Genomic DNA, 13,415 nt, shown 5'->3' on the forward strand with positions numbered 1-13,415 from the left:
CGCGGGGTAACCGGTAAGGTACCTGAATTCCAATGGCCAGCCCTCGTCGGTGATGTTGTCGCTGACATAAACCTCCTCGCTCCCGTCGTGGCTCGCATACGCCAGGACTGGGTCCACGAAATCGACACAGGCGTAAGTTGGATCCACGGATGGATCCAGTGCCGATATGGTTTGGTCATTGGTGGTCATAAGGCGGTCCTCATGCTTTGTAAAGCGGTGCCGCGAGTCGTCAAACGGACATATCGGCAATCTGATTCCCGTTCCGCTTCCCGTTTTTCCCGATAGATGATCAGTCGATTACGACCGTTGAAATAGTGGCCTGGTCTCGCGCATCCGGCAAGTTGCAGCCCCCGCAAGGGGCGTAATGTCTTGTGACGCTCGACTTCAGGCAAGGGACGGCCGGCCGCGAGCCCGTCCCGGCCATCGCATCGACGGGGACCAGGTCGAAGCCAGTTTCAAGAATGGCGTGCCGGCCATTACACTGGCCAGGAGCGCAAGCGCGCAATCCCGCGTCGAGCGCATCACGGTCAAGGGCTGACGTCGCGCGAACGGCGCCGCCCACGACCCGCCGGCAAGGCCCCGACCGCGGGCCGCGGCGGCCGTCCCGGGAACCCGATATGAAAATCAACCGGAAGACGCAGTTCCACCTGGGCTACTGGCTGCTGGCGATCGCCGCCTTGCTTTGGTTCCAATCGTTCTACACCGCCACCCAGCAAGTCGCGCAGATCCCCTACAGCCAGTTCGAGACCTACCTGGACGCCGGCCAGATCGCCGAGGCCGCCGTATCCGACCAATACATCCAGGGCCGTTTCACCACGCCGCAGGAAGGCCGCACCCATTTCATCACCGCCCGCGTCCAGCCCGACATCGCCCGCCAGCTGCGCGAGCATGGCGCGGTGGTCACCGGCCAGATCGAAAGCACCTTCCTGCGCGACCTGCTGTCGTGGGTGCTGCCGGTGGTGCTGTTCGCCGGGATATGGATATTCATCCTGCGCCGGATAGGCGGCGGCATCGGCGGCGGGCTGATGCAGATAGGCAAGAGCAAGGCCAAGGTCTATGTCGAAACCGATACCCGCGTCACGTTCGATGACGTCGCCGGCGTCGATGAAGCCAAGGAAGAGCTCAAAGAGATCATCGATTTCCTGCGCAATCCCAAGGAATATGGGCGGCTGGGCGGCCGCATGCCCAAGGGTGTGCTGCTGGTCGGGCCGCCCGGCACCGGCAAGACCTTGCTGGCGCGGGCCGTGGCAGGCGAGGCCAAAGTCCCGTTCTTTTCGATTTCGGGTTCGGAGTTCGTCGAGATGTTCGTGGGTGTCGGCGCGGCTCGGGTGCGCGACCTGTTCGAACAGGCCCGCGCCAAGGCCCCCGCCATCATCTTCATCGACGAACTCGACGCCTTAGGCCGGGCGCGCGGAATCGGCCCCATGGGCGGCCACGACGAAAAGGAACAGACGCTGAACCAGTTGCTGGTCGAGCTCGACGGCTTCGACGCGTCGACCGGCCTGGTCCTGCTGGCGGCCACCAATCGGCCCGAGATCCTGGACCCGGCGCTGCTGCGCGCCGGCCGCTTCGACCGCCAGGTGCTGGTGGACCGGCCCGACAAGCAGGGCCGCATCCAGATCCTGATGGTGCACATGAAGAAAGTCACGCTGGCGCCGGACGTGGACGCGGCGAGCGTGGCGGCGCTGACACCCGGCTTCACCGGCGCCGACCTCGCCAACCTCGTCAACGAAGCGGCGCTGCTGGCCACCCGCCGGCAGGCCGCGGCGGTAGCGATGGCGGACTTCAACAACGCCATCGAACGTATCGTCGCCGGCCTGGAAAAGCGCAACCGGCTGCTCAACCCGAAAGAGCGCGAAGTCGTGGCCTACCACGAGACCGGCCACGCACTGATCGCCATGGCCCTGCCCGGCGTGGATCCGGTCCACAAGGTGTCGATCATTCCGCGCGGCGTCGGCGCGCTGGGCTACACCATCCAGCGCCCCACGGAGGATCGCTTCCTGATGACGCGCGAGGAACTGGAGAACAAGATGGCGGTGCTGCTGGGTGGCCGCGCCGCCGAATGGGTGGTCTACGGGCACCTGTCCACCGGCGCGGCGGACGATCTGGCCAAGGTCACCGACATCGCGCGCGCAATGGCCATGCGCTACGGGATGACCGAAACCATCGGCAATGTTTCGCTGGAGCGGGACCGGCGGTCTTTCCTGATCCCGGATGAGCTGGGTCCGTCCAAGACGGAACGCGATTATTCCGAGGCCACCGCGGCGGTGGTCGACCGGACGGTGCACCAGATCATCGAAACGGCGTTCGCGCGCACCGTGAAAATGCTGGAAGCGCGGCGCGACGTCCTGGAACGCACCGCCAGGCTGCTGCTGGAAAAGGAAACGCTGGACGAGACCGAGTTGCACGGCATCGCGGACCAGGCCCGCATCGCGCCAGCGGCATAGGCACGTCGCACGCCGCCGGGCGCGTCAATTACCGAAGGCCCGGCGCAGCCGCTCCAGCTCGGCCATGTTCAGGCGCTTTGCCTCTTTTTCGGCATAGTCGCGCTCGCCCGCGTCGTAATGGCCCTTGTAGATGCATTTGCTACGGTTGGACCTGCATGAGTCGGCTGCCTGGCTGGTGGTGACGCTCGGGCTCGACGAAGCCGCCTCGCCGCCGGGAACATCGGGGCTGGTCTTCGTGGAAGAGCACGCGGACACAAGCGCCACGAGTAACAGCAGTGCGGTACGGCGGATCAGCATTGAAATGGACATCGTCCCTCTGGGCCTGGTGGAATTCCCTGGCCATTTCGATACAGCAGAGCACCCGGCTGTTGTCGTGGCGAAGAGAGCGTTTTTCGGCGCGGGCGCAGCGGCCGATGCCGGCCACACACCCGCGCGCATATAGGCGTCTATCCCGGCGGGGAAGCCGGAATTCGCAAGATTATGAATGCGTTTGAAGGCAGACCGCAATATTTCGGGTATGCCGAAATCACGTGGAAACGTATCGCCGCATTCCGTATCAATCCTGCCGCTCGGCCCCCTGGTCCGTCACTCGCAATCCGCGCTGCACCGCCGGGCGCGCGAGGCCACGCTCAAACCACGCCTGCACGTGCGTAAAGCGGTCGAAGCCGACAAGCTCGCGCGCTTCGTAGAAGCCGACCAGGTTACGCACCCAGCCGAGCAGCGAAATATCGGCAATGGTGTAGCCGGCGTCCATAATCCACTCGCGAGCGGCAAGCCTTTGGTCAAGGACACCGAGCAGCCTTGCCGACTCGGCCACGTATCGGTCGCGCGGGCGCTTGTCTTCATAAGCCTTGCCGGCGAACTTGTTGAAGAAGCCGACCTGGCCGAACATCGGCCCTACTCCGCCCATCTGCCACATCAGCCACTGGATCGTTTCGTAGCGTGCGTGCGGGTCCGCCGGCAGGAACTGCCCGGACTTGTCCGCGAGATAGATCAGGATCGCGCCCGACTCGAACAAGGCCAGCGGTCGGCCGCCCGGTCCGTCGGGATCGTAGATCGCCGGGATCTTGCCATTGGGATTGAGCGCGAGGAACGCCGGGTCGTGGCTGTCATTGGCCGTGATATCGATGCGATGCGGTTCATAGGCCAGCCCGGTTTCCTCCAGCATGATGCCGACCTTCACGCCGTTGGGCGTCGGCAATGAAAAAAGCTGGAGTCGATCGGGATGCTGTGCCGGCCAACGCCGGAAGATGGGATGGTCCAGTGTCACTTTCTGTCTCCTGCGCTTTCTGGCCCTGAGGTCCGAAGCGTGTACTTTAGGCCTGAGCGATACCGGCTTCGAGACTACCCATGCTCAATAAAATGCCGGATAGGATCAAACCGGCGGCACACCCCTCCCCGCAATCGCCGCAGGCCGGGGGCAGCCGCATTACCGGTCCGGCGTGGTCAGTTCTTTATCGTCGGCGTCAACGACAAATACCGCCAGCAGCTTCGCGGGTTGGGTTTTGCTCGCATTTCGGCTGACTGTATGTCTCGCGCCGGGAGGCTCGGACCAGCCTTCTCCGGCGCGATACACATGCGCTTCGCCATCGTTCACCTTCGATTCGATCGCGCCCGATATCACATACGCGTAAATGAACGCGGATTTCGCATGCGTGTGAGGTACCGACGCACCGCCGGGCGGATACTCGACCTCCACCGCGACGAGCGATTTCCCCGGCACATTGGGAATCGCCTGTTCGAAAATCGGCTTCACTTTTTCGCTGCCCTCATGCGCAGGGACGCGGGTACTGGCGAAGATCGCAACAATCGCGCAAAACGCGGACAGAAAACGGCGCGGCATCATGGTCGACTTTTATCTCCAGGTTGACGCCGGAATTCTGTACCTTTGCCGGTACGAACCAAAGAACCAAAATCGCCGGTTCTCGTGTGTACCAAGATCAGGGGCGCAAGCCTGCGGATTCGCCTCGACCGGACATCGAAGCTTTCCGTGTCCGTCGACTTAAGCGACTGTATTCCGCCCACCGCGATGCGCTATGCGAACAGTTGATCTTGGCCCCGTAAGCAAGGCAGGCACGCTCGCCCACGACCGCGGCCAGATCCGCTTTCATTACGAACGCGGCTGGCTCAGGGACCCTCGCACCTTCGCGCTCGATCCCGACCTGTCTCTGGACGAGAATCCGTTCTGCGCTGCGCAAATGGCTTGCTGTCCTTGTCACCCCGGGCGTCTCTGGGCGGAGCACGGCCGAAAGCCAACTTCACCGAACCATCCAAGTCAGGGAGGGTGTATGCCTTGCCTGTTGCCTTGGCCTGTCGAACGGCCAGGTCTGAGCGTGCCATGCTGTTGCTCCTGAACATGAGTCAGGAACCAGATGCTGGTCACGTCGGCCTCGTCCCTCCATCAACAATCCGGAATCAGCCGCGCCCGCAAAAATGGACTTGTTTGTGGACTTAAAAGTCCCGGCTGTAGGCGGATCGCAGTGGACTACGGCAGATCACCAAAGAGAGGAAAAATCTTTGCGGCAACGACTCGCAGACTCTCTTGGACTGCTGCGGAAGTCCGCAGATTGATGCAGTGGAGCGGGTGATGGGAATCGAACCCACGCTTGAGGCTTGGGAAGCCGCCGTTCTACCATTGAACTACACCCGCCCGGATGTCGCGTCTGCATGGCGTGGCGCCAGCAGGAAGGCGATTATACATTGGCCTAGGGTGGCCGATGGTGCGCGGTGCGGCAGGCGCGGTCTCCCGCGGATTGGATGGCCTGCCGGTGGAGCGCGCGCTGAGCGCAGCCCACGATCCGATTATCCGGCGCGCGTTTGACCCCAGGGGCGTTAGCTGACAGTCTTACGGATTCGATTCAATGCAACGGCAACTCCGCGACATGCTTCCCCGCTTCATACTGGCCTTGTCTCTCCCCATACTGCTCAGCGCCTGTGGCCCGGCCGCCCCCAAACGCAGCAGTTCCTGCCACTGGTGGAACAGTTGCTCCTACGAGGGCTCTTACGAGGCCGGCGAAGCGGCCTACGCCAGGGACGAGGCCGCGCGGCTGAATGAAGAGCAGACGGCAAAGCTCAAGCAGCAGCGCTAGCCTGGCTCGATTCGGGCGGATTACGCGCATGCCGCTCCCGCCGCGATCAACAGTGGACGGGAATGGTCTGTTCAGGGCTGGGCAGAGGAATGGTCGAGAAATTCCCGACCTAGCTGTGCTAGACAAGGCCGTACCGCTGGCAAGCGCCCGCGGCAGGGAGACGAATTATAGCGCGGCGGCGGACGCGGGCCGCCGCATAGGCTAATCCTGTCCCTCCTGCGCCCGCGCACCAGTCCAGCCCACTACAATGGCGCGCTATGAATACGACCTCCGCATCCGAAGACGACGAGCCTCCATCGCCGTCCCTGACACCCGCCTCCCAGGCTGACCTGGCGTCGCCGGAACACACCCCCGACGGCCTGGCCGCCACGCATATCCGCAGCTTCGTCCACCGGCGCGGCCATATCACGCAAGGCCAGCGCGACGCGCTGGAACGGCTGCTGGCGCAGTGGTCCATTCCCTATGCCCAACGCCGGCTGGATCCGGCCGCCATCTTCGGGCGCCAGGCGCCCACCATCCTGGAAATCGGCTTCGGCATGGGTGAAACCACCGAACGCATCGCCCTGGACCGCCCCGGCGACAATTTCCTGGGTGTGGAGGTCTTCAATGCCGGCGTCGGCTCGATGCTCAAGCGCATCGAGGCCTCCGCCCTGCGCAACGTCCGCATCATCCAGCATGACGCGGTGGAAGTCCTGCGCGACATGATTGCGCCGGACTCCCTGGACGGCGTACACATCTACTTTCCCGATCCCTGGCCCAAGAAGCGCCATCACAAGCGGCGCCTGATCCAGCCGCCCTTCGTTTCCCTGCTGGCCAGCCGCGTCAAGCCGGGCGGCTACGTGCATTGCGCCACCGACTGGGAACATTACGCGGAGCAGATGCTCGAAGTCCTGGGCGCCGAACCCCAATTGCGCAACACCGCCGACGGCTACGCGCCGCGTCCCGAATTCCGTCCCCAGACCAAATTCGAAACCCGCGGCCTGCGCCTGGGCCACGGGGTCTGGGACCTCATGTTCAAGCGAGTCGCCTGAATGCTATTCCCCGCTATCGAACCTTATCGCCACGGCATGCTGGACACCGGCGACGGCCACCAGGTGTATTGGGAGCTGTGCGGCAATCCCGCCGGCAAGCCCGCTGTGTTCCTGCACGGCGGACCCGGTAGCGGGTGCGCGCCGGTGCATCGGCAATTATTCGATCCCGCCCAATACAACGTGCTGCTGTTCGATCAGCGCGGGTGCGGCCGTTCGCGGCCGCACGCCAGCCTGGACAACAACACCACGTGGCATCTGGTGGCCGATATGGAGCGCCTGCGCACCGAAGTGGCCGGCGCGGATCGCTGGCTGGTATTCGGGGGGTCCTGGGGCTCCACGCTGGCGCTGGCCTATGCGCAAACGCACACCGACCGCGTGGCGGCCTTGATCCTGCGCGGGATCTTCACCGTGCGGCGGTCCGAGGTGCAGTGGTATTACCAGCACGGTGCGTCCGAACTCTTTCCGGACCTGTGGGAAGAATACGTGGCGCCGATTCCGCCGGAAGAGCGCGACGATATGGTGCAGGCCTATCGCCGTCGGCTGACGGGTAGCGACCCGGCCGCGCAACTCGCGGCGGCCAAGGCGTGGAGCCGGTGGGAAGACAGCACCATCACCATGCTGCCCAGCATGCGCCACCAGCAAAGCCACGCGGGCGACCAGGCGGCCCTGGCTTTCGCGCGCATCGAAAACCACTATTTCGTCCATGAAGGCTTCATGGCGGAAGGCCAGTTGATCCGCGATGCGCACAAGCTGCGCGACGTACCGGGCGTGATCGTGCAGGGACGGTACGATGCTTGCACGCCGGTCCGCACGGCGTGGGACCTGCACCGCGCCTGGCCCGAAGCCCGCCTGCACATCGTGCCGGATGCCGGCCATGCCTTCGACGAGCCCGGCATTCTTGCTCATCTGCTGGAGGCCACCAACCGCTATGCGGCAACGGGCCGCCCCTGAACCGCCCCCGGGATATGACGATGAAGATTCAGCTGAACGGTGAGCCGAGGGAAATCGCCGCCGAAACGACGGTACTCGGCCTGTTGGAATTGCTCGGCTATGTCGGCAAGCGCGTCGCGGTCGAAAAGAACGGCGAAATTGTGCCTAAAAGTCAGCACGCGGACACGCATCTGAAACAAAACGACAAGCTGGAGATCGTCGTCGCCGTGGGAGGCGGTTGATGCGGGGCTCAGTTCACGACACAGCGTACTACACAACGTGACGCTCGCAACCGGTTACAACTCTGTGACGGTGCTCCCGCGAGCCGATCCGCATAATGGATCTGCCATCGAACTTCCGCAGCGTGTTCGACGGTCTCGCCGGCGCGGATTTTTCCCCTCCCGCTCCGGTCACATCGGCCAGGTAGATTCCTGGCCGTTTTTTTGCGGTCGGGAACCCGGCGCGCCTAGCGCATCCCGCCGCCGAAACGACCCAGGCCTTTCAGGCCGCCCATGGCCCGCATCATCTTGGCCATGCCGCCCTTCTTCATTTGCTTCATCATCCCCTGCATCTGCTCGAACTGGGAAAGCAGGCGGTTGACCTCCTGGACAGGCACGCCGGCGCCGGCGGCGATGCGACGCTTGCGCGACGCCTTGATAAGCTCGGGCTTGGCGCGCTCGGCCGGCGTCATGGAGCTAAGAATGCCTTCGGTGCGGCGCAGCTGCTTGTCGGCCTGGCCGCTCTGCAGCTGGCCCGCCGCCTGCTGGAACTGGGCGGGCAGCTTTTCCAGCAGCGCGCTCATATCGCCCATCTTCTTGACCTGGCCCAGCTGCTCGCGGAAGTCGTTCAGGTCGAACTTGTTGCCCGACTTCAGCTTGGTCGCCAGCTTCTGCGCCTCGGCGATGTCGATATTGCGCTGCGCCTGCTCGACCAGCGAGACGATATCGCCCATGCCCAGGACGCGCTGCGCCATGCGGTCCGGGTAGAAGGCCTCCAGGCCGTCCAGTTTTTCCGAAACGCCGACGAACTTCAACGGTTTGCCGGTCACGTGGCGCACGGACAGGGCCGCGCCACCGCGCGCATCGCCGTCCAGCTTGGTCAGGATCACGCCGGTCAGGGGCAGCGCGTCGGCAAAGGCACGGGCCGTATTGACGGCGTCCTGGCCCTGCATGGCGTCGACCACGAACAACGTTTCAACGGGCTTGACCAGGTCGTACAAGGCGCGGATTTCGCGCATCATGGCCTCGTCGATGCCCAATCGGCCCGCCGTGTCGACGATCAGCACGTCATAGTGATAGCGCCGGGCATGGTCCACGGCATGGCGGGCGATGTCTTCCGGTTTCTGGCTGGGATCGGAAGGCAGAAAATCGACGCCCACCTGCGCGGCGACGGTTTTCAGCTGTTCGATGGCAGCCGGACGATAGACGTCCGCGCTGACCACCGCCACCTTCTTTTTGCCGGTTTTACGGCCGTTCTGGACATGGTTGCCTTCCGCCAGCCAGCGTGCGAGTTTGCCCGTGGTGGTGGTTTTACCGGCGCCCTGCAGGCCGGCCATCAGGATGACAGCCGGGGGCTGCACCGCCAGGGAGAGTTCGCCGGCCTCCGCGCCGAGGTCGCCGCCCATCAGGGCAGTCAGCTCCTTATGAACGATGCCGACCAGCGCCTGACCGGGGCTGAGGCTGTTGGAGACCTCTTCCCCCAGCGCCTTTTCCTTCACGCGGGCCACGAAGTCGCGCACGACCGGCAGCGCCACGTCGGCCTCCAGCAGCGCCATGCGCACTTCGCGCAGCATTTCCTGGGTGTTGGCCTCGGTCAGGCGGGCTTCCCCGCGCAGCGTCTTGACGACGCGCGAGAGGCGTTGAGTAAGGTTATCGAGCATGAGATGCGTTTCCGCTTAAACTAGTCGGCTGGCGGGGGCCTGGCCCGGTGCGTATCGCACCGGCGCGCGGTACCGGCAACAAGCCGGATCGACCCGCGCGCGGGCCCCATCGAGAACAACAACGGTTCCTATGTCATCAGGCATTGTATTTCACGCGGTCGCCGCGCTGGCGTACGCGGTGTTGGGTGTGTCCCTATGGCGCCGCCTGGCAAGCGCGGATGGTATCCAGCATGCGGGCCGGGTCGCCCGCACCTGCCTGACCGGCGGCCTGTTCCTGCAAGGCGTGGCGCTTTACCAGTCGCTCCTGGGCGGCCCCTATCTTTTCATCGGCTGGGCGCTGGCGCTGTCGGCGGCGATCTGGCTGGGCATGGTGATTTTCTGGCTGGAAAGCCTGGTCGTGCGCATCGATGGCCTGCTGCTCCTGCTGCTGCCGGCCGCGGCCTTCGTCTGCGCGCTGGCGGCGGCGTTCCCGCAGGGCCAGGTCGTGCCGCATGCCAACAACTCGTGGCTGCGCATCCATCTGGTGATCGCGCTGATCGCCTACGGGCTGATGACGGTGGCCGCGGTGCAGGCGATGCTTATGGCATTGCTGGACCGCCATCTGCACCGGCCGGTGGAACAGACCGAGGGCGCCAGCCTGATGGGCAAGGTGCTGGACGTGCAACCGCCGCTGCTGATGCAGGAACGGCTGCTGTTCCGCGTCATTTCCATCGGCTTCGCCGTCCTGACCCTGACCGTCATCACCGGGTCCGTGGCTTCCTATATGCTGACGCAGCGCCTACTGCCGTTCGACCACAAGACGGTCTTCACACTGCTATCGTGGCTGACTTTCGGCGTACTGCTGCTGGGACGCTACCGGAAAGGATGGCGCGGGCGGGTCGCGCTGCGCTGGACGTTGTCGGGTTTTGCGTTGCTGCTGCTGGCCTATACCGGCAGCCGGTTCGTGCTGGAAGTTCTGCTGCATCGGGGTTGAAGTGGGCAAGCTGCTTTTGTGGATCATCGTCGTGCTGGTGGTGCTGACCGTCGCGCGCATCGCCGCCCGCGCCAATGCGCGCAACAGCCAGGCCGGCAAGGCCGCGCGAACGCCACGCGGCCGCGCTCCCGCCGGCCGCACCCTACCGGCCGAGCAAATGGTGCGCTGCGCGCATTGCGGCATTCATTTGCCGCGGTCGGAAGCCACCCTGATCGGCGGCCGCACGTGGTGCAGCCACGAACACGCCCGCCTCGGGGAAAAGCATTAACGGAAAGGACACGCTAGCGGATGGGCCTGCAACTCGATCGGCACGGATGGCTGAAACCGGCGCGCGACGTCACGCGCGCGCCTTCGCCCAATCACGATGAGAGACCCGACGGGACCGCGGTATCCCTGCTTGTGATCCACAACATCAGCTTGCCACCGGGCGAGTTCGGCGGCCCCCACGTGCACGGCCTATTCCTGAACACCCTGGATTACGGGGCCCATCCCTGGCTGGAGCGCCTGCGCGGCTTGCGCGTGTCCGCGCATTTCTTCGTACGGCGCGACGGCGCCATCGCGCAGTTCGTCAGCACGGAACGCCGCGCCTGGCATGCCGGCGTATCGCGCTTCGAAGGCCGCGAGCGCTGCAACGATTTTTCGATAGGCATCGAGCTCGAAGGCACGGACGTGCTGCCCTATACCGATGCCCAATACACGGCGCTGGCCAGGCTGACGCCCGCGCTGACCGCGCGCTATCCCTTGCGGGCAGTACGCGGCCATTCCGACATCGCGCCCCTACGCAAGACGGACCCCGGCCCCGCGTTCGGATGGGCGCGCTTCGGTTACGTGTGCGGCTTTTCGTGGCGCTCGTTGCCCGAACGATAGCCGGCGGTCTCCGGCGGCCGCCATCCCAATTCGCTTGAAACCTCGCGCGCGGCCGCCTGCACCACGGGGATCATTTCGCGCATGCGTTCCATGGGCATGTAGGGGATCGTGCTGGACACGCTGATGGCCGCGACGATGGCGCGGGCGGCATCGCGCACCGGCGCCGCCACGCAGCGGATGGAGGGTTCGTTGTCCTCCAGGTCGAAGGCATAGCCCGCGCGCGTGTACTCGCGCATACGCTCCAGGAAACGCGTTTCCGGCTGGACATTGCCCGGCGCCCGCGGCGACACCGGGGACCCGGCGCGCAGCATTTCCAGCCATTGCGCTTCGTCGCCGTCCAGCAGCAGGGCCTTGCCCACGCCCGTGACGGCCAGCGGCATGCGATGCCCCACGCGCGAACGCATTTCCAGCCCTTTTTTGCCGGGGATCTTGTCCAGATACAGCGCCTCGGCGCCATCGCGCACGGCCAGGTGAATCGTATCGCCGCTGATGCGCGCCAGTTCGTCCAGGTAAGGGCGGGCCAGCGTGGCCAGCGGGATCTCCTCGCGCGCCTGGAATCCCAGCTCGATCAAACGCGGTCCCAGCGTATAGCCATAGCCGGGAAGCACCCGAAGATAGCGTTCCTGCACCAGGCAACTGGCCAACCTGTGGGTGGTACTGCGCGCCACGCGGATGCGCGCGCATATGTCGCGCAGGTCGCGCGCCCCGTCGGCGACCGCCTGGACCACGGCCAACCCGCGCATCAGCGTCTGCGTCCCGGGGGTAGCGGCTGCTGCTTCGCCGGTCTGCCCGGCGTGTTCCGTCGTGTCCATTCCGTCCATTGTCCTTACACCCATCCGGCGCGAGGGTTCCGGCGCCGACCCGCGGCGACGCACGGCCCTTGCTGGCGGGTCGACACGCGGATCCGGCAGTTTATCCCTATATGTGGGACGGAATTCTATATTTTGAGCAAATTTTGGACGAGTAATAGAATCCGCAACGCAGACGAGTAAAGACCAACTCACAAGGACAGGCCTTATGAACGCCGAAGCGCCGCCGCCCGCGGCACTCATCGCCCTGGACTGGGGCACGTCGTCATTGCGCGCCTACCGTTTGGCCGCCGGCGGCACCGTCCTGGATGCGCGCCATCTGCCCTGGGGCATCATGCGGCTGCCAGCGCCCCCCGCCGACGGCCCGGCACCCGCCGCATCGGCATCCGGCTTCGAATTGGCGTTCGAACAGGCGTGCGGCGATTGGCTGCGCGCCACACCCGGTTTGCCGGTGATCGCCTGCGGCATGGTGGGCAGCGCCCAGGGCTGGGCCGAGGCCGCCTATCTGGACCTTCCCGTCGATCCGCGCGACATCGGTGCCCGGCTGACCGAAGTGGACACCCGGCGTGGCGCCGTCCTGCGCATCATCCCGGGCCTGCTACAACGCGAAGGCCTGCCCAACGTGATCCGTGGCGAGGAAACCCAGGTGGTCGGCGTAATCGACAGCCTGGACGATGCCGTGGACGACCTGCTGGTCGGCTTGCCGGGCACCCATTGCAAATGGGTGCGGGTGCGCGGCGGCCGCATCGTCGAATTCGATACCTTCATGACCGGCGAGGTGTATGCCGCCTTGCGCGGCCACACGATACTGGGCCGCACCATGGCGGACCCCGCCACCCCTGACGACGACGCGTTCGACCGCGGCCTGGCCGTGGCCGGCTCGGCACTGGGCCGCGGCGGCGTGCTATCGACGATCTTCAGCACGCGCGCGCTGGGGCTGACCGGACAGCTCGCGCCGGCCGCCCAACCGGATTACCTGTCCGGCCTGCTGATCGGCCACGAGCTCGGCGCGCTGCGCGCCCTGCTGGCCGCGCGCGGCATGCCGTCGCGCATCGTCCTGTGCGGCGACGAAGACCTGTGCCGCCGTTACGCCAGCGCGCTGCCGCGCTTCGGCCTGGCGGCTCCCACCCTGGCCTCGCAGGCCGCGCAACGCGGCCTGTGGCGGCTTGCCGTATCGGCCGGCCTGGCCGGCAGCCCCTGACACGCAACAAGGAATCGCCATGCCCCCAGTCCCCTCCCCTGGCGCGCGGTCGCCTTTGCAAACCGCGATGGCCGACTGCGGATTGATCGCCATCCTGCGCGGTATCAAGCCCGCCGAGGCCGAAGCCGTCGGCGACGCGCTCTACCGCGCGGGCTTCCGCATCATCGAAGTCCCGCTCAATTCGCCCGA

The 13,415-nt window shown here is 65.3% G+C and carries 15 protein-coding genes, 1 tRNA gene and 1 pseudogene; 10 read left to right on the forward strand and 7 right to left on the reverse strand.

All coding sequences use genetic code 11. The features are described from left to right. Positions 1 to 189 (reverse strand): hypothetical protein (locus ACO1P8_RS06390; protein ID WP_486295075.1); only part of this gene is annotated, 189 nt, incomplete at its 3' end. 428 nt (positions 190 to 617) lie between these two features. Here ACO1P8_RS06390 and ftsH point away from each other — a divergent pair. Further along, a complete protein-coding gene (gene ftsH, locus ACO1P8_RS06395) occupies positions 618 to 2,447 on the forward strand; it encodes an ATP-dependent zinc metalloprotease FtsH (protein WP_486295076.1) in 1,830 nt (609 codons plus the stop codon). Positions 2,448 to 2,471: 24 nt separating this feature from the next. Here the strand turns inward: ftsH and ACO1P8_RS06400 are convergent, their stop codons facing one another. The 4 genes from ACO1P8_RS06400 to ACO1P8_RS06415 all read right to left on the reverse strand — a co-directional run bounded on the left by ACO1P8_RS06400 (position 2,472) and on the right by ACO1P8_RS06415 (position 5,097). After that, positions 2,472 to 2,756, reverse strand: a complete 285-nt coding sequence (locus tag ACO1P8_RS06400; RefSeq protein ID WP_486295077.1) for a hypothetical protein — start codon at positions 2,754 to 2,756, stop codon at positions 2,472 to 2,474. Between the two features lie 247 nt (positions 2,757 to 3,003). Next, entirely contained in the window at positions 3,004 to 3,717 is a 714-nt protein-coding gene (locus ACO1P8_RS06405) for a glutathione S-transferase N-terminal domain-containing protein (protein ID WP_486295078.1), read from the reverse strand. 159 nt (positions 3,718 to 3,876) lie between these two features. Further along, positions 3,877 to 4,293: a cupin domain-containing protein gene (locus ACO1P8_RS06410; RefSeq protein WP_486295079.1), complete on the reverse strand. Its 417-nt coding sequence runs from the start codon at positions 4,291 to 4,293 to the stop codon at positions 3,877 to 3,879. A gap of 730 nt (positions 4,294 to 5,023) precedes the next feature. After that, positions 5,024 to 5,097: transfer RNA gene (locus tag ACO1P8_RS06415), tRNA-Gly, on the reverse strand. A gap of 211 nt (positions 5,098 to 5,308) precedes the next feature. Between ACO1P8_RS06415 and ACO1P8_RS06420 the strand changes: the two genes are divergently transcribed. The 4 genes from ACO1P8_RS06420 to thiS all read left to right on the forward strand — a co-directional run bounded on the left by ACO1P8_RS06420 (position 5,309) and on the right by thiS (position 7,739). Continuing rightward, positions 5,309 to 5,536, forward strand: coding sequence for a hypothetical protein (locus ACO1P8_RS06420; protein ID WP_486295080.1), 228 nt, complete (start codon positions 5,309 to 5,311; stop codon positions 5,534 to 5,536). A 257-nt stretch (positions 5,537 to 5,793) separates the two neighbouring features. Next, positions 5,794 to 6,567, forward strand: coding sequence for a tRNA (guanosine(46)-N7)-methyltransferase TrmB (trmB, locus tag ACO1P8_RS06425; protein WP_486295081.1), 774 nt, complete (start codon positions 5,794 to 5,796; stop codon positions 6,565 to 6,567). After that, complete coding sequence (gene pip / locus ACO1P8_RS06430) at positions 6,568 to 7,518, forward strand: prolyl aminopeptidase (RefSeq protein ID WP_486295082.1); 951 nt, start codon at positions 6,568 to 6,570, stop codon at positions 7,516 to 7,518. A gap of 20 nt (positions 7,519 to 7,538) precedes the next feature. Beyond that, entirely contained in the window at positions 7,539 to 7,739 is a 201-nt protein-coding gene (gene thiS / locus ACO1P8_RS06435) for a sulfur carrier protein ThiS (RefSeq protein WP_486295083.1), read from the forward strand. 224 nt (positions 7,740 to 7,963) lie between these two features. Here the strand turns inward: thiS and ffh are convergent, their stop codons facing one another. Continuing rightward, positions 7,964 to 9,376 (reverse strand): signal recognition particle protein, encoded by a 1,413-nt coding sequence (ffh, locus tag ACO1P8_RS06440; protein WP_486295084.1) that lies wholly within the window; start codon positions 9,374 to 9,376, stop codon positions 7,964 to 7,966. 130 nt (positions 9,377 to 9,506) lie between these two features. On the opposite strand from ffh, the gene ACO1P8_RS06445 reads away from it, so the two are divergent. The 3 genes from ACO1P8_RS06445 to ampD are packed head-to-tail and all read left to right on the forward strand — an operon-like array spanning position 9,507 to position 11,216. Next, positions 9,507 to 10,349, forward strand: coding sequence for a cytochrome C assembly family protein (locus ACO1P8_RS06445; protein WP_486295085.1), 843 nt, complete (start codon positions 9,507 to 9,509; stop codon positions 10,347 to 10,349). Between the two features lies 1 nt (position 10,350). Continuing rightward, on the forward strand, positions 10,351 to 10,617 hold the full coding sequence (locus ACO1P8_RS06450; protein WP_486295086.1) for a PP0621 family protein: 267 nt from the start codon (positions 10,351 to 10,353) through the stop codon (positions 10,615 to 10,617). A 20-nt stretch (positions 10,618 to 10,637) separates the two neighbouring features. Next, positions 10,638 to 11,216 carry a 1,6-anhydro-N-acetylmuramyl-L-alanine amidase AmpD gene (ampD, locus tag ACO1P8_RS06455; RefSeq protein WP_486295087.1) on the forward strand — a complete coding sequence of 193 codons (579 nt, stop codon included), beginning with the start codon at positions 10,638 to 10,640 and terminating at the stop codon, positions 11,214 to 11,216. On the opposite strand, the gene ACO1P8_RS06460 is transcribed toward ampD, so the two are convergent. Then, a complete protein-coding gene (locus tag ACO1P8_RS06460) occupies positions 11,174 to 12,028 on the reverse strand; it encodes an IclR family transcriptional regulator (RefSeq protein WP_486295088.1) in 855 nt (284 codons plus the stop codon). The two genes, ampD and ACO1P8_RS06460, sit on opposite strands and share 43 nt — an antisense overlap. A 205-nt stretch (positions 12,029 to 12,233) precedes the next feature. Here ACO1P8_RS06460 and ACO1P8_RS06465 point away from each other — a divergent pair, with 205 nt between their 5' ends. Continuing rightward, positions 12,234 to 13,226: a 2-dehydro-3-deoxygalactonokinase gene (locus ACO1P8_RS06465; RefSeq protein WP_486295089.1), complete on the forward strand. Its 993-nt coding sequence runs from the start codon at positions 12,234 to 12,236 to the stop codon at positions 13,224 to 13,226. A 19-nt stretch (positions 13,227 to 13,245) separates the two neighbouring features. Beyond that, positions 13,246 to 13,415 (forward strand): annotated as a pseudogene (locus ACO1P8_RS06470) (2-dehydro-3-deoxy-6-phosphogalactonate aldolase); the annotation flags it as partial.

The organism is Bordetella sp. (assembly GCF_057362025.1).